General features: G+C 55.1%; 24 protein-coding genes. 19 read left to right on the top strand and 5 right to left on the bottom strand.

Translation table 11 applies throughout. The features are described 5' to 3' along the window. Positions 1-2 precede the first annotated feature (2 nt). The 4 genes from lpxD to B5D49_RS05000 are packed head-to-tail and all read left to right on the top strand — an operon-like array spanning position 3 to position 3,126. Entirely contained in the window at positions 3-1,037 is a 1,035-nt protein-coding gene (gene lpxD / locus B5D49_RS04985; RefSeq protein WP_078716574.1) for a UDP-3-O-(3-hydroxymyristoyl)glucosamine N-acyltransferase, read from the top strand. Beyond that, positions 1,030-1,491 (top strand): 3-hydroxyacyl-ACP dehydratase FabZ, encoded by a 462-nt coding sequence (fabZ, locus tag B5D49_RS04990; protein ID WP_078716575.1) that lies wholly within the window; start codon positions 1,030-1,032, stop codon positions 1,489-1,491. Before lpxD ends, fabZ begins: the two co-directional genes overlap by 8 nt. Continuing rightward, positions 1,491-2,291 (top strand): acyl-ACP--UDP-N-acetylglucosamine O-acyltransferase, encoded by an 801-nt coding sequence (gene lpxA, locus B5D49_RS04995; RefSeq protein ID WP_078716576.1) that lies wholly within the window; start codon positions 1,491-1,493, stop codon positions 2,289-2,291. The genes fabZ and lpxA overlap by 1 nt, the downstream gene beginning before the upstream one ends. Before the next feature lie 4 nt (positions 2,292-2,295). Continuing rightward, on the top strand, positions 2,296-3,126 hold the full coding sequence (locus tag B5D49_RS05000; RefSeq protein ID WP_078716577.1) for an LpxI family protein: 831 nt from the start codon (positions 2,296-2,298) through the stop codon (positions 3,124-3,126). A gap of 328 nt (positions 3,127-3,454) precedes the next feature. Here B5D49_RS05000 and B5D49_RS05010 read toward each other — a convergent pair whose 3' ends face one another. From B5D49_RS05010 to B5D49_RS05020, 3 genes are read right to left on the bottom strand one after another with little or no spacing between them, the layout of a single operon-like run. Then, positions 3,455-3,820 (bottom strand): CGGC domain-containing protein, encoded by a 366-nt coding sequence (locus B5D49_RS05010; protein WP_078716579.1) that lies wholly within the window; start codon positions 3,818-3,820, stop codon positions 3,455-3,457. 22 nt (positions 3,821-3,842) lie between these two features. Next, entirely contained in the window at positions 3,843-4,706 is an 864-nt protein-coding gene (locus B5D49_RS05015) for an ATP-binding protein (RefSeq protein WP_078716580.1), read from the bottom strand. Then, complete coding sequence (locus B5D49_RS05020) at positions 4,703-5,566, bottom strand: nucleotide-binding protein (RefSeq protein ID WP_078716581.1); 864 nt, start codon at positions 5,564-5,566, stop codon at positions 4,703-4,705. The genes B5D49_RS05015 and B5D49_RS05020 overlap by 4 nt, the downstream gene beginning before the upstream one ends. 12 nt (positions 5,567-5,578) lie before the next feature. On the opposite strand from B5D49_RS05020, the gene B5D49_RS05025 reads away from it, so the two are divergent. Genes B5D49_RS05025 through B5D49_RS05035 form a run of 3 tightly spaced genes read left to right on the top strand, consistent with a single transcriptional unit; the run spans position 5,579 to position 11,224 of the window. Then, positions 5,579-6,646, top strand: coding sequence for a damage-control phosphatase ARMT1 family protein (locus B5D49_RS05025; protein ID WP_234990624.1), 1,068 nt, complete (start codon positions 5,579-5,581; stop codon positions 6,644-6,646). Between the two features lie 31 nt (positions 6,647-6,677). Then, positions 6,678-9,815 carry an AsmA family protein gene (locus B5D49_RS05030; protein ID WP_078716583.1) on the top strand — a complete coding sequence of 1,046 codons (3,138 nt, stop codon included), beginning with the start codon at positions 6,678-6,680 and terminating at the stop codon, positions 9,813-9,815. A 35-nt stretch (positions 9,816-9,850) separates the two neighbouring features. Next, a complete protein-coding gene (locus B5D49_RS05035) occupies positions 9,851-11,224 on the top strand; it encodes a YihY/virulence factor BrkB family protein (protein ID WP_078716584.1) in 1,374 nt (457 codons plus the stop codon). A 70-nt stretch (positions 11,225-11,294) separates the two neighbouring features. On the opposite strand, the gene tgt is transcribed toward B5D49_RS05035, so the two are convergent. Further along, on the bottom strand, positions 11,295-12,467 hold the full coding sequence (gene tgt, locus B5D49_RS05040; RefSeq protein WP_078716585.1) for a tRNA guanosine(34) transglycosylase Tgt: 1,173 nt from the start codon (positions 12,465-12,467) through the stop codon (positions 11,295-11,297). Between the two features lies 1 nt (position 12,468). After that, on the bottom strand, positions 12,469-13,104 hold the full coding sequence (nth, locus tag B5D49_RS05045) for an endonuclease III (RefSeq protein WP_078716586.1): 636 nt from the start codon (positions 13,102-13,104) through the stop codon (positions 12,469-12,471). A gap of 516 nt (positions 13,105-13,620) precedes the next feature. Between nth and cutA the strand changes: the two genes are divergently transcribed. From cutA to pal, 12 genes are all read left to right on the top strand, one after another. Then, on the top strand, positions 13,621-13,938 hold the full coding sequence (gene cutA / locus B5D49_RS05055) for a divalent-cation tolerance protein CutA (protein WP_268802026.1): 318 nt from the start codon (positions 13,621-13,623) through the stop codon (positions 13,936-13,938). A gap of 149 nt (positions 13,939-14,087) precedes the next feature. Beyond that, positions 14,088-15,020 (top strand): carbohydrate kinase family protein, encoded by a 933-nt coding sequence (locus B5D49_RS05060; protein ID WP_078716588.1) that lies wholly within the window; start codon positions 14,088-14,090, stop codon positions 15,018-15,020. 79 nt (positions 15,021-15,099) lie between these two features. Then, positions 15,100-16,182, top strand: a complete 1,083-nt coding sequence (locus B5D49_RS05065; RefSeq protein ID WP_078716589.1) for a phosphotransferase family protein — start codon at positions 15,100-15,102, stop codon at positions 16,180-16,182. A gap of 5 nt (positions 16,183-16,187) precedes the next feature. Continuing rightward, positions 16,188-16,823: an adenylyl-sulfate kinase gene (locus B5D49_RS05070; RefSeq protein ID WP_078716590.1), complete on the top strand. Its 636-nt coding sequence runs from the start codon at positions 16,188-16,190 to the stop codon at positions 16,821-16,823. A gap of 105 nt (positions 16,824-16,928) precedes the next feature. Then, positions 16,929-18,299: a tRNA (N6-isopentenyl adenosine(37)-C2)-methylthiotransferase MiaB gene (miaB, locus tag B5D49_RS05075; RefSeq protein WP_078716591.1), complete on the top strand. Its 1,371-nt coding sequence runs from the start codon at positions 16,929-16,931 to the stop codon at positions 18,297-18,299. Then, positions 18,293-18,781: a bifunctional nuclease family protein gene (locus tag B5D49_RS05080; RefSeq protein WP_078716592.1), complete on the top strand. Its 489-nt coding sequence runs from the start codon at positions 18,293-18,295 to the stop codon at positions 18,779-18,781. Before miaB ends, B5D49_RS05080 begins: the two co-directional genes overlap by 7 nt. A gap of 6 nt (positions 18,782-18,787) precedes the next feature. Further along, complete coding sequence (locus B5D49_RS05085) at positions 18,788-19,438, top strand: histidinol phosphate phosphatase domain-containing protein (RefSeq protein ID WP_078716593.1); 651 nt, start codon at positions 18,788-18,790, stop codon at positions 19,436-19,438. Positions 19,439-19,518: 80 nt separating this feature from the next. Beyond that, positions 19,519-20,241, top strand: coding sequence for a MotA/TolQ/ExbB proton channel family protein (locus tag B5D49_RS05090; protein WP_078716594.1), 723 nt, complete (start codon positions 19,519-19,521; stop codon positions 20,239-20,241). Position 20,242: 1 nt separating this feature from the next. Continuing rightward, the gene (gene tolR / locus B5D49_RS05095) at positions 20,243-20,680 is read left to right on the top strand and encodes a protein TolR (protein ID WP_078716595.1); all 438 of its coding nucleotides are present in this window, start codon (positions 20,243-20,245) and stop codon (positions 20,678-20,680) included. Positions 20,681-20,709: 29 nt separating this feature from the next. Continuing rightward, entirely contained in the window at positions 20,710-21,615 is a 906-nt protein-coding gene (locus tag B5D49_RS14840) for an energy transducer TonB (protein ID WP_078716596.1), read from the top strand. Positions 21,616-21,626: 11 nt separating this feature from the next. Continuing rightward, positions 21,627-22,967 carry a protein tolB gene (locus tag B5D49_RS05105; RefSeq protein ID WP_234990625.1) on the top strand — a complete coding sequence of 447 codons (1,341 nt, stop codon included), beginning with the start codon at positions 21,627-21,629 and terminating at the stop codon, positions 22,965-22,967. A gap of 135 nt (positions 22,968-23,102) precedes the next feature. Then, positions 23,103-23,648 (top strand): peptidoglycan-associated lipoprotein Pal, encoded by a 546-nt coding sequence (gene pal / locus B5D49_RS05110; RefSeq protein WP_078716597.1) that lies wholly within the window; start codon positions 23,103-23,105, stop codon positions 23,646-23,648. Positions 23,649-23,702: the final 54 nt, after the last annotated feature.

Below are 23,702 nucleotides of genomic sequence, written 5' to 3' on the forward strand. Positions count from 1 at the left end.
ATATGCTTCTTTCCGAGATCGCAACACGGTTGGGACTGGAACATATCGGTCCTGATCGGGAGATTCTTGGGGTCAACACTTTGGAGAGCGCCGCTGAGTCGGAGCTCTCCTTTCTCGTCAATCCCAAGTATGTAAAGGCACTGGAAAGCACGAACGCCGGAGCTGTTTTGCTCAGTTCCGAGCATGCCCCGCTGGTTGAGAGCGCTTTACTCAGCAACAATGTATATATGGATCTGGCTCGTGTTGTGTCGCTTTTTGCCAAGTCTCAAGGTGACTTTGCCGGACACAGCCCTCTCGCTTTCATCCATGAAACGGCTTCTGTCCATGAAGATGCTACGGTGTATCCGTTCGCGTTTGTTGGCTCAAAAGCTGTGGTTGGAGCTGATTCCGTCGTTTTTCCTGGTTGTTATGTTGGGGAACGAAGCTCCGTTGGCGAGGGGTGTTTGTTATATCCCAATGCGGTGCTTATGGCGGATACCACTTTGGGGGACCGTTGTATTTTGCAGCCGGGAGCTGTTTTGGGCGGCGATGGGTTCGGCTTTGCGCAAACCCCTGTGGGACACATGAAGATTCCGCAGATCGGCCGTGTAGACCTGGGCGATGATGTGGAAGTGGGGGCGAATTCCTCCATTGACCGCGCAGCGCTTGATCTGACTCAGGTGGGAAGTGGAACCAAGGTGGATAGCCTTGTCCAGATCGGTCACAACGTGCGAATCGGTGAGCATTGTTTGGTCGTGGCGGGCAGCGGAATCGGCGGAAGTACCCGCATCGGCGATGGTGTGGTCATCGGGGGACAAGCCGGTATCAAGGACAATATCACCATTGGTGACGGGTGCATGATCGGTGCGCAGTCAGGGGTGAATAATGATTTATCCGCAGGTAGTAAGGTGACGTATACTCCCATGATGGAGATTGGAACCTATCTACGTGTGGGAGCCTCGCTGCCTCGGCTTCCTGATTTGTTGAAGCGTGTGCGTCGCCTGGAACGGGAGATCGAGCAGTTGCGGACTACCGAGAACGGGGAAAACAATGGCTAATCAAGAAATGTTTATGGATATCAGAGGGATCATGAAGCTTATTCCGCACAGGTATCCTTTCCTTCTCGTGGACAGGGTTGTTTCCTTTGAGGCGGGATCCCATATTCAGGCATATAAAAACGTCACCAACAATGAGCCTTTTTTTCAAGGCCATTTTCCCGGATTGCCGGTGATGCCCGGTGTCCTTATGGTTGAAGCCCTGGCTCAAACCGGAGGTCTGTATGTTATGCAGGATCCGGATATCGAGATTGAGGGTAAAGTCTTCATGTTTACGGGCATCAGCAAAGCCAAGTTCCGTCGACCCGTGGTCCCTGGCGACAAGCTGATGTTGCGTATGTCCAATATCGTCCGGAAAATGTCGCTTTGGCGGATGAAGGGCGTGGCCGAAGTTGACGGCGAACTTGCGTGCGAAGCCGAGCTTTCCGCTGCTTTGGTCGATAAGGAGAGTATTTAGTGTCCACCTCCATCCATCCAAGTGCTATTGTTTCCGATAAGGCGACGATTGGGGATAACGTCGTCGTAGGACCATGCAGCGTTATCGAAGATAATGTTGTCATCGGCGATGGTTGCGTGATTGAATCCTTCGTTCATCTTAAGTCCTACGTCCGGCTTGGCGTTGACAACCACGTTCATTCGTACGTGTGCATTGGTGGTGAACCGCAGCATCTTGCCTATAAAAATGAGGAAACATGGGTTGAGATCGGCGATTCCAACACGCTCCGCGAATGTGTGACGGTCAACCGTGGTACTGTGCAGGGCAACGGCAGAACCGTGCTTGGATCTCATTGTCTGCTCATGGCGTATGCACATGTCGCGCATGACTGCATTTTGGGTGATCATGTCATCATGGCCAATGCGGTCAATTTGGCCGGTCATGTCGAAATCGGCAATCATGCGGTGGTAAGCGGTATGGCAGCGGTTCAGCAGTTTCTTCGAATCGGTGAGTATGCGTTTCTCGGCGGTTCGAGTGGATACAATCTCGATATTCCGCCGTACATGCTCGCTCACGGTGTACGTGGCCGCCTGATGGGACCGAACCTCATCGGACTGCGGCGGCATGGGTTTGACACAACGGTTTGCCGTGCATTGAAAAAAGCCTACAAAATAATATTCCGATCCGGCCTGCCTCGGGAAAAGGCTCTTGAGCAAGCGTTGAACGACTATCCAGATGTGGCTGAAGTGGCCAATCTCGTCGGATTCATGCGCGGCACCAAATGCGGCGTAGCACCGGATTTCCATAAGAACGGCGACTGATCCCATGTCTGAATCGCTACCTGTTATCGGGCTTATCGCCGGAGGGCGTCAATTTCCGGTACTTGTGGCCCAGGGCGTGAAGCAGGCAGGGCACACTTTGGTTGTGGCCTGTTTTGAGGGACATTCGAATCTTGACGTGCTTTCGTATGCGGATGCCTACGAGGTCTTGAAGCTCGGGAAACTCTCCAAACTGCTGGCGTTTTTTAAACGGCATGGCGTCGAAGATGTGGTTATGGCCGGAACCATCGATAAGCCGCGTATTATGGATGTCCGGCATTTTGACATGCGGGCGCTCAAAGTCATCTTTAAGAACAAAAACAAAGGTGATTCCAATCTGCTTGGTGCGCTGACCCATGAGTTGGAGCAGGAGGGGATGCGGGTAGTGCCGCCCCACCAACATGTTCCGCAATTGTTAACCCCTGAAGGGGTTCTTACCAAGCGTGCCCCGTCCGAACGTGAGATGAACGATCTGCGTCTTGGATGGAGTATTGGCAAGGAGCTTGGCAGGTTGGATATCGGTCAATGTCTTGTTCTGCGGGAAGGCATTGTTTCTGCCGTAGAGGCGTTGGAGGGAACGGACGAGGCCATACGTCGCGGCTGCCAGTTGGGTGGTGACGAGTGTGTCGTTGTTAAGGTTTTCAAGCCGGGGCAGGAAGAGCGTGTGGATTTGCCGAGTGCCGGTATTGAAACCGTGCAGGTGATGGCGGAGGGCAAGGCCACGTGCCTTGGGATCGAAGCGAACCGAAGTTTACTTTTTGATCGAGATGAAACCGTTGCTGAAGCTGACCGGTTGGGAATTAGCATCGTGGGGATGTGTTTTCCCGAATCTTCTTAGGTTGGTTGGAAAAGTTTCATTAAAGAAAGTGGGCCGCTTCCAGTTTGTCTGGAAGCGGCCTTTTTTATCGGATGTTCCGGCCACAGCATGAGCCGGGAATGCAGCCGCTTTCGTTCGGCCGGGAACCGCAACAGCCATGGCCGTTTGTATCCGGCGTACGGTGTTTGGATGTCCCGACAGCCCCGGGGACGGAGACCAATGGGATCCCATCGCCTTCACCGCAATGCGGGCAGTCCGGAGCCCGGTCTCCATGGTTAATAAGTTCCACATAGTCATTTCCACAGTGTGGGCAGTGATATTCACGAAGCGGCATGGCATACCTCGTCTTTTAGACGGCGAAGATGTCCTTGGGCAAATAGGGGTGTGCCCCAAGAATAACCGGAATGCCGGCTGTTTTAACGATTTTTTGTTTGATGATCTCCGCATGAGGGCAGTGCAGGTCCAGGCACGGTGCCACATGGAGATGGGTCGGCATTTCCTGCATGGGCGCATTCCAGAGTTTCATTTGCGCAAGACGCATTACAATGGCTTGCCCGGGGCAGCCTCCGCAACTCAATAAACCAATCAACTGCGCATCGGGACCGTAAGCGGCAAATTCACCCTCACGACGGTTGAACGCAACCATACAGCGGGAACAGCCTACACAGATTTCGTTCATCGTCTGTTGACAGCCGACAATCAGTACCTTCTCCATGCGTCGTCACCTCCAGGTCGTTTTAATCGTTGAGAAGTGATTCCAGGCTGTTCCATATGGAACTGATGGAACGCCCCAGTCCGTCCGGGTCGTATTCATAAATGGTCTGCCCGTTAATTTGCGCTTTCGTGACGTTGTCGTCATAGGGCAATGCCCCGAGAACCGGAATGGCATGCGAAGCACAGTACTGCCGAAGTTCTTCTTCCAGTTCGGGGTTGATGCCGCTTTTGTTGATGATCAACGTTGACGGCATCTTGAAGTGTTGTGTTAACTGGTGAACACGTTTGAGGTCATGTACGGCGGAAATTGTAGGTTCAGCGACCATGACGGCCAGATCCGCATCGGTGAGTGAGGCGATGACGGGGCAGCCGACTCCCGGGGATCCGTCGACCAAGACCAGATTGATGTTTTGTTCTTCGGCTACCTCCTTGGCCTGCTGTCGTACCGAGGTAACCAGTTTGCCGGAGTTCTCCTCGCCAATGCCGAGAGCGGCATGGATCATGGGACCGAAACGCGTGCTTGAACGGTACTGTTCACCACAGGTTCGTGGATGCATCGTCACAGCCTGCACTGGGCAAACGTACGCGCAAACCCCGCATCCTTCGCAATGTTCGGGCATGATTTGAAAGTCTTCGTTTATGGCATCAAACCGGCAATGCTCCCTGCAAAGGCCGCAGGACGTGCAAATTGCGGGGTCTAGTTCCGGCTGCTCTCCGCTGACGAAGGGGGTTGTTTCTTCAATCGTCGGATGAAGCACCAGATGAAGATCCGCTGCATCCACATCGCAGTCTGCAAGAACCTTGTCCGGCCCAAGCCCGGCCAGGGCCGCGGTAACGCTGGTTTTGCCCGTGCCGCCTTTGCCGCTTATGACGACCAGCTGTTTCATGCCAACTCCTTTCCTGTGCGGCGCTCAATGGCCGCGACAATCGTATCAAAATGTTCTGCAAATCCGGGAACGGCATCAATGAGCAACTGCCCTTGCGAGTAGGCTTTTGCGGCGTCCCGTTCGTGAGGGAGAGAGGCCAGAAGCGGGATGTCTTGTTTCTCAAGGTAGCGTTCAACTCGGTCATCGCCCATTCCAGCACGGTTCAGTACCACTCCGAAGGGAACGTCAAGCTCACGCAAAAGCTGCACTGCAATATCCAGGTCATGCAGACCAAAGGGCGTGGGTTCGGCCACCAGCACGGCGTAATCAACGCCTTGCAGGGAGCAGACCACCGGACAGGATGCTCCCGGGGGGCAGTCAAGCAGGGTAAGGCCGGTTTCACCGGCGCGTTGCTTGATTGCCTTGATCAGCGGCGGAGCCATGGCTTCCCCGATGCGCAACAATCCTTGATAATAGGTAATGCCCTCGGAACGACCGATGCTGCTGACACCGATTTCCCGGGTGCCTTCGCTGATGGCATTGACCGGGCAGGCCAACTCGCATAAGCCGCAACTGTGGCACAGCTCCGGGAAGGCCATCATGTGGCCTGCCATGCAGATGAGTGCTTTAAATCGGCATAGTTCAACGCATTTTTTACACGTTTCTCCGAGGCAGACTTCTTCATCAATGACGGGAACAGGAACGAATTCTGTTTTTTTCTCGCTCAATTCCGTGGAAAGGAAGAAGTGCGCATTCGGCTCTTCCACGTCACAGTCTACAAATGAGACCGGGACGCCTTTTTTACTGAGATGTTTGGCAAGGTTGACCGCCACCGTTGTTTTCCCGGTGCCTCCCTTGCCGCTTGCTATGGCGATGTTCATGGACCTCCCGAAATGGCCGTGTACGGGACACGGGATGGTTGTTTTTTAGGATGTGGAAGCAATGCCTGTGCCAGAAGATTTTCTTCTTCTTTACGGTGTGTTACAAGCAGCTATCTGTCGCATGGACAAAAAAAGCGCCTTGATTTTGATCTGGTTAGGACGCAAAATGCGTCTGAGATGAGCTTGTTAAGATGGAATGGAACGATCATAGATGAGCAGGAGATTTGTATGCGAACGGAATTGGATTGTATACCTTGCTTTTTCCGCCAAGCCCTTGTCGCAGCTCGAAGGGTTTGTCCGGATGATGTGAAGATTCAGACCCAGGCTTTGAGCCGACTGGCTGAGATGGTTCCCTTGTTTGATTTGCATCAATCTCCGCCGGCCCTGGCAGGGAAGTTGTATGCCATGCTTCGTGAGCTTACCGGCCAGGATGACCCGTTTGTTGAGGAGAAAAAACAAGCCAATGCCCGTGTCCTGGAACTCTTGCCCGAACTGGCGTCCATTGTTCGGCAGAGCACCGATCCATTGAAAACCGCTCTCGAAATATCCATTGTTGGCAACTATATGGATTGTGGGGTGGGAGTGGAGTTTGATTGGGAATCGGAGCTTCAACAGCTTGGCGGCGCATTTGATCAAGATACGTTGGCCGCTTTTCGTGAACGTCTTAAGCCTGAGAGTCAAGTGCTCATCGTTGGCGATAATGCCGGTGAAATCGGTCTGGACCGGTTGCTCGTCAAGGAACTTCTTGTCGCAGGCGCCCGGGTGACGTATGCAGTACGAGGGCAGTCTATTTTAAATGACGCCACGTTGGAGGATGCGGAGGCCGTGGGGATGACAGATTTGTGCCGCGTGGTATCTTCAGGCGTGGATACGCCGGGGGCGGTGTTGGAGCGTTGTTTGCCGGAATTCCATTCGATGCTGCACAGCGCCGATGTGGTGATTGCCAAGGGGCAGGGAAACTATGAGGCGCTTGCCGGATCCGGCTTGGACGTGTTCTTTGCTTTTAAAGTAAAATGCCCTGTGGTGGCCCGTTTGGCAGGGTTGCCGGAAAAGACTTCCGCGTTTTTCCATCAGCGGTGACGCAACCGCGCGTTGCTGCTTGCGAGTGTGCATGCTGCGAAAAATTACGCTTATCACCCTTATTACCGCTCTCCTGAGCGCACTATTGCTGGCTGCGGGACTTCTGGCCCTGGATTGGTATCTGGGGACAGAACGGTTTCGTGAACGGTTGGCGTTGCTCGTTTCCGAAACGTATGGCTATGAAGTTACGTTTGAAGGGGAACTTGGGGTCAGTGTGTACCCCTGGCTTGGTCTGGAAACCGGCCCACTGAGCATTCGTGCCGAACCGAATGGGGAGCCGTTGCTGCGGGCTTCGGAAGTCTCCGCCAAGGTGGCGCTGGTGCCGCTTTTTTCGCAGAAATTGGAATTCGATACCATCTTCCTGAATCATATTGATGTGATGGTCCGCAGGGCAAAGGACGGAACCACCAATGTTGATGAGTTGGTGGAAATACTTGTCCCTCACGGCGAGGCCCGGCCAGTGCATGATCCGTCCTTTCGGGTCCGTTCCGTTCGGGTGCGCGGCATCCAAATGCATAATGCGGGTTTCCGCTATGTTGACGAAGCCACGGGGAAGACGTGGATCGTATCGGACGCCTCGTTTCAGACCGGAGAATACACCACGGGACAACCGTTGCCGTTTTCGCTGGGAGGAGTGCTGCAGCATACGGGGGTGGCTGTTGAAGCGCGATTGGACGTCAGCGGCAATATGGAAATGGACTTTGAGGCCAAGGCGTTGCGGCTCGTGGAATCTCGGTTGAATTTGATCCTCCGGGGCGCGGAATTGCCTGTGCAAGGTGACGAAGTGCATTTCACCTCGAAGCTGGCGTTGGACACAACGAAAGGAACCTGTCGGTTTGACGGGTTTCACCTCAAATTGCCGCATCTCTTGCTGGACGGAAGCGTGGAATGTCGCGAAATGTTTTCCTCGCCTTCGATCCGGGGGACGGTGCGAAGCGGACAATTTTCTCCCAGAGAAGTGGTGAACGATATTTTCCCGGAAACTATTCCAGATAAGGACAATGGTATCTTTCGGGCCGCCCAGTTCGCGTTGCGGTTTGACGCGGATATGGATGGAGTGCGTGTTGCTGATCTCGCGGTTGTTTGTGATGACACTCGGCTGGCTGGCGCGCTGTCGGTCCAGGATTTCGCTGATCCGGAGTATTCCTTTCAACTGCATGCCGATGCTTTGGATTTTGACCGGTACTATCGTTTGTTCATTGTTGACGAGCCGTTTTACCTGGATGATTTTTTCCCGTCCTTTTTCCAGGGGGCCAAAGCCGAGGCAGACCTGACGCTTGATTCCGTGACGCTTGGCGGAGAAGAATTGAAGGATTCTCGTTGGGCAGGGCTATGCGCCGACGGCAAGGTTCGTCTTGAATTGCTTTCCGCAGATGTGTTGGATGGAACGGCCAAAGGCGTTTTTCAGGCAAGTATTGCAGCCAACCAGGAAGACGGCGGGTACGCCTTGGGCCTGGATATGGACATGGCCTTGAAGGGGATGGCGTTGGGGGATTTGCCGTTGGTGGGGAGTGCGTTGCCCCGCCCGCAGGGCAGGGGAGAAATGCGGCTTGTCGCCACCGTGCCTCCCATGCATTTTCAAGGCCCGGATGTCGTGGACGATGTTTTGTTGGGCATCGAAGGAGAACTGGCATACAAGCTGCGGGATGTGCGCCTGACCTCTGGAAGCGGTAAAGAAACGCGTCGCTGGAATGTAGGCAACGTCGAGGCGCAGGTGGCGTTTTCCCCCTTGGGAGAGCGAAGTGGAGAAAAACGCTACGCCTTCACCCTCTCCGGTGGCGGAAAAGGCGCGGGCAAGGACTTTTCATCCTGGCTTTCCCTGGACGGTCGGTTCAGCGTAACCCGAAGGTATGAGGATGTCCGGCTGGACGGCATGCAGGTCAAAGGGCGGTATGAAGGCAGTCTTTTACCTGAATATGCCCCTGCCATGGATTTTAGTGTCAGTGGGGCGCTGCGTGTGGATACCCAGCGACTGCACCTGCGCGACATTCGTATGAGCTGTTTTGATGGGGAAGTATTGGCCACGCTTGAAGGGCACCGGGTTTTTGAAAAAGACTACACCCTCACCGGCCTTGTGTCATACGAAACCGACAATCCTATGGGCTTGTTGCATTGGATGAGCTTGAAGCCTGGCAAGCCGCGTGGAGAAAACGCCTATTCTCATTTGCGGATAGCTTCTCAATATTCCCTGACCCCTCTGAAGGCCGTGTTCCATCATTGCGAGATTGGGATGGACGGGGCCGAGGCGCGTGGGGTGGTTCGGGTTGAGGATTTGGATACCGGGCGCATTACGTTTGATTTGTCCGCTGGTAGCGTTGATATCGACCAATATCGTCCCAAAAAGAAAAAGCGTCGGGATCCGCATGAATGTGTAGACCCCACGCAGCTTCGGCCCATTCTCCTGCCGTTGGAAACCTTGCGGGACTTGCGGGCCGAGGGGACTCTGCGGGTCAAGGATCTATTGCTTTACAAGCTGCACTTTACGGATCTCCGTGCCGATGTTTTGGCTCGCGACGGGCAACTGACCACCTCCGCCCTGGACGGCACATTTTATGGCGGGGAGTTGGAAGGTGGATTCACTGCCCGAGCCGCCAAGGCATTCATCGTCATGTCCTTGAATCTGCGGGCCGATGATTTTCGGGCAGGTCCGTTTATGGCGGACATTGGCGGCAAGGAATATGTCATGGGTACGGGAGTACTTTTCCTTGATGTGCAGAGCATGGGGCGCACCGATGACGACATTATCGCCAATTTGGATGGCCGGGGCGGCTTCACGGTTTTGGATGGATCGTACAAATTTTCCGGTAAGCCCGGTAACGCCAAGTTGGAAGAGGGCGACAAGAGCATTTTGGATGGCCGGAACGGCTTTACCGGAGCCGGGGCGCTGTTCCGCATTGAGGACGGCGGTTTCTATAATGAGGACTTCAGCATGGACGCCACGTTCATGGAACTGAGCGGAGCCGGGAACTTCAATATCAACACCAACACCATTGATCTGGATCTGGTGGCCAACTACAGCGCCGGACCGACGGTGCCGTTGCATGTGGTGGGTTGTTTGGATGACCCTGCGGTCGAAGTTCCTGGTGGGGAGCTTATCACCAATACGGTGCGTGACCTTATCGGCATTCCGCTGAAGCCGTTTCAATATTTGCGGGATTTGTTTTTCTGATTCTGCAGGTCGTACGCGGCAAAGGGAGGGAGACAATGGGAGATTCTGGAATCGGAAAATATGTCGGCCAGCTGTTTCGTTGGTTTACCATCGATATCTGGACTGATGATCCGGATCGTGAACCCACTCGGCTGTCAGCGGTCTCTCGTTGGCTGTATCTCGTGGTTCGTGGTTTTTTGGGAGATCAATGTTTGATCCGTTCCGGCGCCTTGACGTTCACCACAACGCTCTCCATCGTGCCGCTTTTGGCGGTGGCCTTTTCCATTGCCAAGGGATTTGGTTTACAAAATTCCGAATTCATACATGATTTACTCAGTCAGCTTGCTTCCGGAAACGAGCAGGTGGTGACTTCCATAATCGGTTATATTGACAATACCAATGTTCGGACACTTGGCTGGATGGGCGTGGCCTTCCTGCTGATCACCGTCTTTTCCATGGTTTCCACAGTGGAACAAGCCTTTAATACGATTTGGAATGTGAAACGAGGCCGATCACCCTGGCGGAAGTTTACGGACTTTTTTTCCGTGATTCTGATCATGCCTGTTATTTTCCTGGTCGCCACCAGCACGACGGTCACGGTGCAGAAAAGTGATTTTGTGCAGAAGGTCATGGAGGTTTCAGGTCTTGGTTGGCTGGAGTCGTTGTTCCTCAAGCTTGCGCCCCTTGTGCTGATCTGGCTGGCGTTTACGTTCGCATATTCCTTCATCCCCAACACCAAGGTCAGGCTTCGAAGCGCGGCGCTTGGGGGCGCGGTTGCGGCTTTGTTCTGGCAACTTTCGCAAGGCGCGTACATTCGCTGGCAAATGGGGTTCAACAATTATAACGCCATTTACGGCAGTTTTGCGCAACTGCCCTTGTTTCTGATTTGGATGTATATCAGCTGGATTATCGTCTTGTTCGGTGCTGAAATGTGCATGGCTGTGCAGAATCTGCGGAGCTTCACCAAACAGCAGTTCATTCGACGGGCCAGTCTGGAGCAGCGTCAAAAGTTGGCGTTGGTGATGATGTTGCTGGTGGTGCGCCCCTTTCGTACGGGGTGTCTGTTGCCTACGGTGGACGAGTTGTCCGATCGATTGATGATCCCGCGGGAAATGGTGGTTGAACTGTTCGGCCAACTGGCGGCGTCCGGTTTGGCCGCTCCCTCGGAAGAGGGAGATGACCTGCGTTTTTATCCTGCTATGCAGCCTTCAAGAATCCTGGTGACCGATATCCAGAAAGCTGTCAGTGCGTCACAGGGGGATGAGGAACCCGGGCGTAGTTTCGGATTCGTGGATGAGGTGTTTACTTCCCTGGATGCCGCAGCGCATCAGGATGCCGCGAATTTGAGCCTGGAAGCGTACGCAGAACAGCTTGACGGAGATTCCCAGCAATGCCCAGGATTGGAGTTGGAGCCGACTTCTGCGGCCTGATGCAGAAACCAACGCCCGGTGTCTCATGGAGGAGCGACCGGGCGTTGAGATTGTCAGCCTACTGGGACTCTTATCCGAAACGGCGTTTGGGCTTGTGGTGGGCGCCGCCTTTGCGCTGGTTACGGCCATCCGTGCCGTAAATCCCTTGATAGTGCGCCTTGAGTTCCGCGAAACGTCCGCCTTCGATGGCTTCTCTTGCCTGACGGGCCAATTCCAGAAAGAAGGCGATGTTGTGCAGGGAATTGAGTCGGTATGACAGAATTTCTCGCGCTGTGTATAAATGACGGAGATACGCGCGCGAAAAATTACGGCAGGTGTAGCATTGGCAGTTCGGATCCAGGGGACCGTCGTCCTCGCGGAATTCTGCGCGTTTGATGTTCACCTTGCCTTGGGATGTGAACAAGGTACCGTTGCGGGCGTTGCGTGTGGGCAGAACACAGTCGAACATGTCCACCCCTGATTCGATGCCTTCAAGAATGTCCATGGGCGTGCCCACCCCCATGAGGTAACGGGGTTTTTCCTCGGGCATGCGCGGGCCGATGTGGTTCAGAATTCGGTACATATCTTCCGTGGATTCTCCTACGGATAAGCCGCCGATGGCGTACCCTTCGAAAGGAATTTCCAGCAACTGTCCCAAGCTTTCTTCGCGCAGGTCTTCGTGAAAGCCTCCCTGAATGATGCCGAACATGAGTTGGCCGTCGGCCCCGGGAGTGTGAACCTCCCTGCAGCGGCGCGCCCAGCGGGTGGTTCGCTCCAGGGAACGGGCCGTGTATTCCCGGTCCGCTCCGTAGCCCACGCACTCGTCAAGTACCATCATGATGTCCGAGCCGAGATTTTGTTGGATGGAAATGGCTTTTTCCGGAGAGAAAAAGTGCTTGGAGCCATCAAGATAGGACCGGAATTCCACCCCCTTTTCACTGATTTTACGGATGGTGGACAGGCTGAAGACCTGAAAACCACCCGAGTCCGTCAGAATGGGCTTGTCCCAGGACATGAAGCGGTGTAGTCCGCCGCGGCGTGCCACAAGCTCATCTCCTGGACGGAGGTAGAGGTGGTAGGTGTTGCCGAGGATGATCTGCGAACCAGCCTGGAGCAGGTCATCCGGTCCAACGGCTTTGACGGAGCCTTGGGTTCCCACGGGCATGAATACCGGGGTCTGGATTTCGCCATGCGCAGTATGCAGAGTGGCGCGCCTGGCCTTGCCGTCGCGTGCATGGATGGTAAATCGGCCGGGAACGGGCATGTTATTCGACTCCCTTTTTCGGACAAATGTCCGCAAGTTCGCATTCCGTACAGCGGGGGCGCTGCGCGTTGCAGACCTCCCGCCCGTAGTAGACGAGGAAATGGTTGATATCGCCCCAGTTCTTCCGTTCGAAGAGCGGCATGAGATCCTTTTCAATCCGAACCGGGTCCGTGTGTTTCGTCAGGCCGAGCCGAAAGGACAGGCGTTTGACGTGCGTGTCCACGGCAATGCCTTCATGAATGTGGAAGGCGTTGGACAGGACGATGTTGGCGGTTTTGCGCGCCACGCCTGGAAGCCGGATCAACTCGGCCATGGTTTCGGGGACGCGGCCACCGAATTCGTTTATGATCAAGGAAGCCGAGGCTACGATGTTTTTGGCCTTGTTGCGGAAAAAACCCGTTGAACGGACCATTTCCTCCACTTCGTGGATATCGGCCGTAGCCATATCCGCAATGGTGGGCCAGCGTTTAAACAATGCCGGGGTCACTTTGTTGACCCGTTCGTCCGTGCATTGAGCCGCCAGTACCGTTGCCACAAGCAATTCCCATGCGTGGCTCCAGTCCAGAGCCGGTTCCGGATCCGGATATCGCCGGGCCAGTCTGCGGAATATTTCGTTGGCTCGCTTTTTCTTGATCATGCGGAAACTCCTTGTTCGGCAAGGCAGACACACTGCCGGGGCGTAGCCGGTCCGTAGCATTGTCCGGGACGGTTCTCAAGAGGCGGGCGTGGAGTCGCATTGCATCCCTGGAGGAACATGCTACACTATACTCAAAACTTCGTAGCTTCAAAGGAGCGGGATGGAACGTCATACAGGCGGGAAAAAAGTGTGTGTACGAAAGCGGCGCTGGGGCTGGATACTGGCCGTGCTGTATTTGTGTTTTATCTGTGGCGGGCTGTCCGTTCACGCCTCCGAACCGGCCGTAACGCCGGCCGTTCTGGAGCGAAGCTGCATGGACTGTCATGATTGGGAAAAGATATGTCGAAAGCTGGATCGTAAATCGTATGGAGCGTGGATGCGGACGGTGAAACGTATGGTGAATAAACATGCAGCCGATATTTCCCCGTTCGGCCCAGCCGAAGTAGCCCGGTATCTGTCGCAACCCGGCGAGGAATTGCTCGGGCGCTGCTCAACGCGATGATGGAGGGATGGCGAGTGGATGCATGCCGTTTGGTCTATTGCACGATGGGGAGTGAAGAGGAAGCCGAGCGCATCGGAGCGGTGTTGGTGGAGGAGCGTCTTGCGGCTTGTGTGAATATTTTACCCGGGATGCGTTCAATGTATTCCTGGCGGGGCAACGTGGAGAAGGATCAGGAGGTCGTCCTTTTAGCCAAGACCAGAGCCGAACTGGTGGAGCGCCTTACCGAGGCCGTGGTGGAACGACATTCCTATGATTGTCCGTGTGTGGTGTCTTTGCGTATTGAAAGCGGTCACCCACCGTTCTTGCGCTGGATCACCGAGCAGACATCCTGAGTTTGCTGACGTTGTGCGCAACGCAAAATATGGAACGCAGGCGGGCCGAAGGGTTGTGCGTTGACGCGAAGACGATGGTGGCCTAACACTACGGTTCCCCTGGAGACTTATGGGGATTCCTAATTGTTTTTTTCTAAAGAGGAGGATTCGTGTCTATTTATATTTCCGGTTCCTTGGCCATCGATCGGATTATGCCGTTCCCGGGGCGTTTTCAGGACCATATTCTATCCGACAAGATCCATATCTTGAATGTTTGTTTCCTGGTGGATGGTATGGAAGAGCGTTTTGGCGGTACCGCCGGAAACATTGCGTACAACCTGGCTTTGTTGGGTGAAAAGCCCACAGTGCTATCCTGCGTGGGCAAGGATTTTGACCGCTATGAACGCCGTATGGCCGAGTTGGAGTTGCCCATGGACGGCGTCCGGGTCATTGACAACGATTTTACGGCCAGCGCCTTTATCACCACGGACCAGTCCGATAATCAGATCACGGCATTCAATCCCGCGGCAATGCGCAATCCCTGCGAATATGACGTGTCTGCGATTGATCCGAAAGACAGTCTGGCCATTGTTTCCCCTGGGAATGTGGAGGACATGATCGAGTTGCCACGCAAGTACCGTGCTGCTGGAATTCCGTACATCTTTGACCCTGGGCAGCAAATTACTGCGTTGAGCGGGGAACAGTTGGAAGATGCCCTGACCGGAGCCGCCATTCTCACGACCAACGACTACGAGTTGGAAATGGTCATGAAGGCAACGAATATGGACAAAGCCCAGTTGTTGGAAAAGGTGGGAGCCATCGTCACAACGTTGGGTGAACATGGTTCCAGTGTGTTACGAAGTGGGGAGGCCGTGGAAATTCCCATTTGCCCGGCAACCCCTGTGGCCGACCCGACCGGAGCCGGTGACGCGTATCGTGCTGGAATGCTGTACGGCCTTTCCTTGGGGCGCGACCTGCCAGAGGCCTGCAAATTGGGTGCTGTTTGTTCTGCGTATTGTGTGGAGCGCAATGGAACCCAGGAACATTCGTTCACATTGGAGGAGTTTACAAGCCGCTACGAAGCCACGTTCGGCCCGATGTAGCGGCCTGGAAAGCTGTCGTGCCCCGGATTGTCGGGGCGCGGCCTGCCTTCCGTCAGCACAGGGCCGGAAAGGGGAACGTATGATCGAACTCACCACGGCCCGGCTGGAGTCCTACCTTCAGGCCGCGTTCGGCAAGGATGCCAGATTACACGATTATGGGGATCTGGCTTCCCTCGACAAACAGGGAATGAAGCGTTTCGGGTACGGCAAGCCCGTGTTGTTGCGGTATGAAGTAAATGGTCGCCCGCACGAAGGCGTCCTTTCCGTGATGCGCGGGGATAAATATGGTCACCAGTTTTATTGGGACCGTGCCGCGGTTTTAATGTTTCAGTTTGAAACGTCTGCGCGTATGCCGCGTCATGTCCGTCCAATGGGCCTTGGTTATGTTGACGCAGAGGGCAACTTGTGTCCGGTACACGGTCCCCAGGAATTTTTTATTCTGAATGAAAAACTTCAGGGCTATGACTACTTTCACGATTTGCAGCGTATCCGGTCTGAAGGCTTGCAGGAGCAGGACCAGGAATTGACGCGTGGATTGGCTCGTTGGCTGGCTGACGTTCATGCGCAAAAGCACGCCGACGTACATCTGTATTTTCGACGTGTTCGTGAGTTAGTGGGTGCCAGCGAGTGCATTATGGGGCTTGTGGACGAGGCGTACCCCCATCCTTATGCAGAATATCCGGAAGCCAGGTTCGAAGCGCTGGAGCATAAGGTGCTGGAGTGGCGCTGGAAGTTAAAGCGGTATGCCCATCGCCTTTCTGCCGTGCATGGGGACTTGCACCCTTGGAACGTATTGGTTGACGGCAAGGGCGATTTTTCCATCTTGGATCGCAGCCGCGGTGAGTGGGGTGAACCTGCTGGCGATCTGGCGAGCATGGCCATCAACTATCTGCTGATGGGCCTGTATGACCGCCCCTGTTTGCAGGGGGACTTTGAGCGGCTTTACCAAACATGGTTCTCCACGTATCTGGAGGTGAGCGGCGACGAACAGGCCTTAGAGGTGATCGCCCCGTTTTTTGTGTTCCGGGCTTTGGTCGTTGCGTCCCCGGAGTGGTATCCGGATCATCCACTCCAGGTCCGCAAGGGATTGTTTCGCTTCATGGAGAATATCCTTGAGGAAGAGCGGTTCGATTGGGAGCACATCAACCGCTACATGGAGTGACGGTCATGCCTGGGGGCGTTGTTTCTTCATCTTCCGGTACTGCTGACGGCGGTTGGGCCGTGTGGATTACAGGCCTGCCGGGAAGCGGGAAGAGTACCGTGGCGGATATGCTGGCCGCAACATTGCGAAAGCATGGCATGGATGTACGGATTCTTCGTATGGATGAGCAGCGGAAAAAATATGTCCCTGATCCCCAATATACGTCCGAGGAGCGCGAAAACGCCTACCGACTGTTTGCCCGGGACGGGGCGGCATGGGTTCGTACCGGGGTGGGGGTTATTATGGATGCCACGGCCCATCGACTGCGTTGGCGGACTGTTGCCCGGCGTGAGATACCGTGTTTTGCTGAAATCCATCTTCGTGTACCCCTTGAAACCGCCATGGCGCGGGAAGCAGAGCGGCCTCAGGGCGCGGTTATGGCAGGATTGTATGCCAAAGCCCTGGAGCGGCGGGATACAGGAACAGATAAGCCGGGCCTTGGCGATGTCGTGGGGGTGGATGTCCCCTTTGAGGAAGACCCGAAAGCCGAGTGTGTGCTCGACAATACTGTGGATGAACCCGGCAAGACCGTGGAGCGTATCCTCCTTTTTTTGTTGCCCTGGCTGCGGGCCTTGGGCAAAGGCGTTTCAATTTCAGTCTAATTAGGTACGCAAAGAAGAGTTGGGCGGAGAGCCGTTCGCCTGGGGCGCCTGTGGTTCCTTCGGGGTGTTTGTACGGTTCTTCGTCTTGATGAATACGAGGAATGCATGCGGTTTCATATCGTTACGTTTGGTTGCCAGATGAATGTTCACGATTCGGACTGGTTGTCCCGGGCATTGTTGGCTCGTGGTTGGACTCCCGCGTCCGAACAAGAGGCTGATCTTGTTGTGCTGAATACATGCAGCGTTCGGGAAAAGCCGGAACAAAAAGTGCACAGTGCGCTGGGCAGATTGGGAACTGCGTTTCGCAATCGGCCCCGGTCCTTTGCGGCTGTGGGGGGGTGCGTAGCGCAGCAGCTCGGGACGGAGTTGCTGCGAAAATATCCCTTTGTTCGTCTGGTGTTCGGTTCGGATGGTATTGCCGAAGCGCCTAACGCCTTGGAACGACTTGCTCAAGAACCTGGAACACAATTGGCACTGCTTGATTTTCTCAAAAAATATCCGGAGCGTGAAGCCGCCTGGGATGGTCCGGCTTCCTCCTATCAGGATGGCCCTGGTCCGGCGCAGTGTTTTGTGAACATTATGCAGGGATGCGACAATTTTTGCGCGTATTGTATTGTGCCCTACACACGTGGTCGGCAGAAGTCGCGGCATCCTGATGCTGTGCTTGCGGAGTGCCGGCGGCAGCTGGAGCGTGGTGTCCGTGAAATAACCCTGCTTGGGCAAAACGTGAACAGTTACGGGCAGGATCCCGGCGGCGCAGGTATGAATTTTGCTGAATTGTTGCATAAAGTGGCTGCCCTTCCCGGGCTGGAGCGGTTACGTTTCACTACTTCGCATCCTAAGGACATTGCTCCGGAGGTGGTTCGCGCCTTCGGTGAACTGTCCAACCTTTGTCCTCATCTGCATTTGCCCTTGCAGTCCGGATCGGATGCGGTGCTGCGGAGAATGGGGCGGAAGTATGACACGGAACGATACCTCGGGATTGTGGAGTCGCTGCGTCAAGCTCGGCCGGATATTGCCCTGGGAACCGACCTGATTGTCGGGTTTCCCGGGGAGACCGAGGAGGATTTTCTGGCCACGCTGGAGATCATGCGCGAGGTCCGGTTTGAAAGCAGTTTTTCGTTTAAATATTCGGACCGGCCCGGTGTGGCAGCGGTGAACATGACGCCCAAGGTGACGCCGGAAGTAGCGTCCGATCGTCTGGCTCGCTTGCAGGAATTACAAAATGTGATTACCTCTGAAGCATTGGAAAGCCGGGTTGGTACGCGATGCGATGTACTTTTGGATGGCCCGAGCAAGGTGCAATCCGGTGACGGAATGCACTGGCGGGGACGCGATCCGGCTGGGCGTGTTGTCAATGTTCCGCTTTCCACTGACTGGAACGAGAAGTCGCTGGCTGGGAAAATGCTTCCTGTTCGCGTAGTGGAGGCCAAAAAGCATTCCCTGAGAGGGGAATATCTGGGAGAGCCATGGTAGAAATGCAGGTTTTCGGCTTGGCCATGGATGAGCAGAACAAAGCGCCCATCCTGATCCTCAAGGATGTGGCGGAGGAAAAGGTTCTGCCTATTTGGATAGGGGCCATGGAGGCCATGTCCATTTCCCTTGCCCTCAATAATGTGGATTTCCCCCGGCCCATGACGCATGATCTTTTACTGAACGTGCTTACGGAGTTGGGTGTCGGCGTTGAATCCGTTGAGATTGTTCGTATGGAGGAGGGCACGTTTTATGCCGAGCTGGTCCTGGGGGAGCGGGAGCGCCGGGTCGATTGCCGACCTTCGGATGCCATAGCCCTTGCCGTTCGTGTCGAGGCGCCGGTGTTTGTGGCCGAGGAGGTCTTGGAACAAGCGGGCATTCAGTCCGGAGAGAGCCGGTATGCCGTGTTCGAGACCGAAGAGGCGCAGCAGTGGACCGAGGAATTGGAAAATATTTCGGAAGACGATTTTAAATACAAGATGTAAGGCAACATGATTGATCTGCACACACATTCCACGTTTAGCGACGGCGAGTTGATTCCCGCGGAGCTTATCCGGCGGGCGCGGCATGTCGGATACGAAGCATTGGCCATTACCGACCATGCGGACGCAGCCAACATGGAGTTCATTTTGTCCCATGTCCCCCGCATGACCGCATTGGGACACTTTTGGGACATTACCGTTTTCGCTGGCGTGGAATTGACGCACATGCCTCCGGGGTTGATCGCAGAGTACACGAACAAGGCGAGAGAACTGGGTGCCCAGCTTGTGGTTGTCCATGGTGAAACCGTTGTGGAGCCTGTGGCTCGGGGGACCAACCTCGCTGCCATCGAAGCCGGGGTGGATATTTTGGCGCATCCCGGATTGATCACCGACGAGGAGGTGGCGCTGGCCGTGGAAAAAGGGGTGGCGCTGGAAATTACCACCCGTGGGGGACACAGCTACACCAATGGACACGTGGCGACCCTGGCGCGCAAGCACGGGGCTCGACTGGTCATCGACAATGACGCGCATGCCCCGCGTGATCTCGTTTCCCGAGAAATGCGCCGGGCCGTGGCACTTGGAGCCGGATTGACAGCCGATGAATTCGATCGGGCCGAGGCCAATTCCAGGGAAATCGTCCAACGACTTCTGCAACGCTGACGAGACACGACGCTCCCGTTCATGCGGGGCGGTTTTTCGGCTTGTCCAAGAGCGGCCGGAAAGAATCGAGGGGAACGAGCATGACCGAACTGATGCCTGAAACTGGAATTTTGACCATGCTCATGGGCGCGACCGTTGTGGTCAAATGCGTCCTGGGCTTTTTACTGCTGATGTCGCTGTGGAGCTGGACCATTATTTTCACCAAGCTGTTCACCGTGAACCGGGCCAGAAAAATGGTCAGCGAAGGGTATGAGGCGTTTCTCAAGGCCGGTGACCTGGGGTCCGGGTTACAGGAATTGGGCCACTCCCCTGGATCGCCTTTGACTTTGTTGAGTACTAAGGCCGTGCGGGAGTTTCGTAGTCTGGAACGAGCCGAGATTGAGCGCGACCGCAAACGTGCTTTGGTTAAGGATACTCTCCGTCGTATGTTGCGGCAGGGCATTACTGCCGAGCTGAAGCGACTCTCCCGCCAACTTCCCTTTTTGGCAACGTGCGCCAATGCCGCTCCGTTTATCGGCTTATTCGGCACGGTATGGGGAATTATGGATGCGTTCCACGAAATAGGCAGGCAGGAGTCCGCAGCCCTGACTACCGTGGCACCGGGGATTTCCGAGGCGCTTGTCGCCACGGCCATCGGGCTTGGTGTGGCCATCCCCGCAACCATTGCCTACAACTATTTTCGCAGCGTCCTGCAGGAAGTGCAGGGCGAGATGATCAATTTCGCCGGGGCGTTCCTCAACCGCGTGGAGCGAGAAGTCTCCTGGGCCAATTCCAAATCGCGCCGCAACGGCATGGAGGAGTAGCATGGGCGTGCTCTCCGGCGGCGACAATGACGGCCTGCTGGCGGAAATCAACGTCACTCCTTTTGTGGACGTTATGCTGGTGCTGTTGATCATTTTTATGGTCACAGCCCCCATGCTGACCCAGGGAGTGGACGTGGAGTTGCCGCAGACCAAGGCCGTAAAGAACCTGCCTCAGGACCAGGAACACATGGTGCTGAGCATTGATGTGGACGGCTCGATTTTTTTGGACGAATACCCTGTGGAATTGGATCAGCTGGAATCCATGCTCGCCAAACATGTTACCGAGCAAAAAAAAGAACTGTTTCTTCGGGCAGACCAGGCCGTTTCCTATGGACTCGTGGTGCGGGTAATGGGCGAGGCCAAGGCCGCGGGAATCGAATCCCTGGGCGTGGTGGCGGAAGAGCCCAAGCCGTCGCGTGACGGTAAGGCGACTCCCTGACCGGTTTCGCACCGAGCTTCAGGCATATCATGCGTACAATCGGCATTGCGTTTTCCTTGATTCTGCATTTTGGTATTGCAGCCCTCATCCTTTGGGGACCGCAATGGTCCAGTGTGCCGCGCAATAGACTGCGTCCTTCGTATCGGGTCAATTTAACGGCTTTGGCCTCTCCGGAGCCTGCGGCGGCACCTTCCGTGGTCTCCAAGCCGGATGAACCCGAACCCCAGGCTGAAGAGCCGGTCAGTGAGGTTCCGGAGCCTGAAAGTGTGGAACCGGAACCTACACCACCGGAGCAGGAAGTTGCTGAGTCGGAACCGGTCGCGATCGAGTCTGAGCCGGAAGTGGTGGAACCCGAACCGATTCCAGAAACACCTGCTGCCACGGAAAAACCAAAGGAACCCAAACCCGAACCAAAGCCTGAACCCAAGCCTGAGCCGAAGCCCGAACCCAAACCTGAGCCAAAACCGGAGCCGAAACCTGAGCCAAAGCCGAAACCCAAGCCCAAACCGGAGTTGACTCCGGCACAAAAACGGGCCAAGGCGGAAAAAGCACGCAAGCAACGGGAGCAGCAGGCTCTTGCCGATGAGTTGGCGGCGTTGTCTCAGGATGTGGGCGACATTTATGATGTGGGCGGAGCGGGAACGGACGGTGGCGGGTCCGGGCTTGCTGAGGTATATCTTGACCTGGTGGCGCAGGCAATTAAGAAGAACTGGTCGTATCCCGCGTACGGAGCGGATGAGCGTTTGCTCGCTTCGGTGGAAGTGACCATTGCCCCGGACGGAACCATTGCCTCATATCGGCTTGTTCGTCCTTCGGGAATGGAAAGCTATGACGATTCGGTGTTGCGTGCCGTGGCGGATACGGAAAAGGTTCCTGCTCCTCAGCGCGATGATTTGCGGGTCATCGTCATCAATTTCAACCCAATGGAACGGTAGGTCCACAGAGCATGAAGCGACGTAACGGCATTGGCAAGGGAATGATTTGCGTGTTGGCCTTGGGCGTTTGGATTCTGGCCGGGATGATGCCTGTGGCTTCAGCTTCGGCCCAGTCGCCCGGTGTGAGCGTCGATATTTTCGGTCCAGGACAGGGGCAGCTCAATTTGGTGGTCTTGTCGCCTCGTGGTCTTGACGGAGGAACCCCTCCCGATCTGGCTGCTGTTTTCGAAGAAGCGGTTCAGCAAAATTTGAATTTTCTGCCGTTTGTGCAGATGGTGGCGGTTGACAGCCTGTTGGGGGGAGATCCGTCCACGGGAGTTCGAATTGAAGAGATTGATCTCAAGCCGTTGCGGTTGGCCAAGGTGGACCTTGTGGTCACCATGGGCTGGGAGGACAATAATCTTCAGGCCCGTGTGTACGATACGCTGAATGGTCGCCGTTTGGTGGGGAAGGCCTATCCCGAATTGGACCGACCAAAGACGCCGTTGGCCGCGGATGCGTTTTGTGCGGCATTTATGAAGGCACTCACGGGGCGGAACGGCTTTTTCAATTCCGACCTTGCCTATGTGGGAAAGGTTTCCGAAGGGCGTGAAATTTTTGTCGTCAGCCCGCAAGGTCGGGAGCGGCGGCAGCTGACCAAGCTGGGGGGGATCAACTTAAGTCCTGCCTGGGACAATAACGGTGATCGCATCGTTTTTACCCATGTGGGGGAAAAGTCCCATAGTTTGGGCATTGTGGACCGGGCGACCGGCAAGACCAGGATGCGATCCTTCCCGGGCTATACGGTTATTGGTCCTGACTTTTTGCCGAACGGGGATATGGCTGTGACCCTTTCCATCAAAGGGCGACCTGACATTTATCGCTTGAACCGGGCCTTTCAGGTGCAGGAAACACTTGCGGCCAGCCATTCCATTGATGTGTCTCCGAGTTTTGATCAGAAAGGTATCCGTATGGCCTTTGTGTCCGACCGTCGTGGCAATCCTCATATTTTTCTTAAGGAGATGCTTACGGGGCAGGTACGTCGTGTTACGCATGACGGAAAGTACAACACCAGTCCCTGCATGAGTCCGGACGGCCGCTATGTGGCATTTTCCCGTCAGGTGGAGGGGCGGCATAGGATTTTCGTGCACGATCTGATGACTGGCCAGGAGCGTCAGATAACATTCGGTCCCGGAAACGATGAGGAGCCGGCTTTTGGTCCGGATGGATATTTTATTGCCTTTTCTTCCAGTCGGAGCGGGACGTATCAGATTTATTTAACGACTCGGCATGCCGATCAGCCCAAATTGGTTCCTACCGGGTCCGGGGAGGCCACGGCCCCGGCTTGGGATACCTCTCGTATACAGTACTAGAAGAACCCGAATCAGCTTGCGGGGCTTGATTTTTGTTGTGGAGAAGGTACAACTTCTTGTGTCTTTGGAAAAAGAGTTTCCGGTACGTTTGCAGCAAAGCAATCCGCGGCAGGGCGGAAACGTGAAGGAGAGGATATGAGCAGGAAACGTCTGATGGTCATGATGTTGGTGTTGAGCGTTACCGCGGCTTTGCTTGTGGGATGCGGTAAAAAGCGTGCTGAAACCATGCCTCCCGGTGCCACGAAGGTCGAAGTGGTGGAAGAACCGGTGGACTGGGGAGAGCAGCCTGCTCAGCAGGGACCGACCGAGGAGGAGCTTCGCGCCCAGCGTAAAGCCAAGGCGGTGCAGGATCTGACTACCATGATTTTCTTTGCCTTCGATTCCAACGAGCTTACCCCGGAAAGCCGCGATATTTTGCAGTCTAAGGCGGAAATTTTGAAGTCCTATCGGGATTTGACCATGGTTATTGAGGGGTATTGCGATGAGCGTGGTACCGTGGAGTATAACCTGGCTCTGGGGGAGCGGCGTGCCAGAGCCGCCTATGATTATCTCGTGATTCTGGGTGTGGCTCCGGACCGTCTTTCCATCGTTAGTTTCGGTGAGGAGAATCCATTGGATTCCGGTCGAAGCGAACAAGCTTGGGCAAAGAATCGTCGGGATCAATTCCGTGTGTTCCAATAGGAACTGTCTGTAGTATTCAAACAAAATGCCGCGCCTTCAACATATGGGCGCGGC

The organism is Paucidesulfovibrio gracilis DSM 16080 (assembly GCF_900167125.1).
GTDB lineage: Bacteria > Desulfobacterota > Desulfovibrionia > Desulfovibrionales > Desulfovibrionaceae > Paucidesulfovibrio > Paucidesulfovibrio gracilis.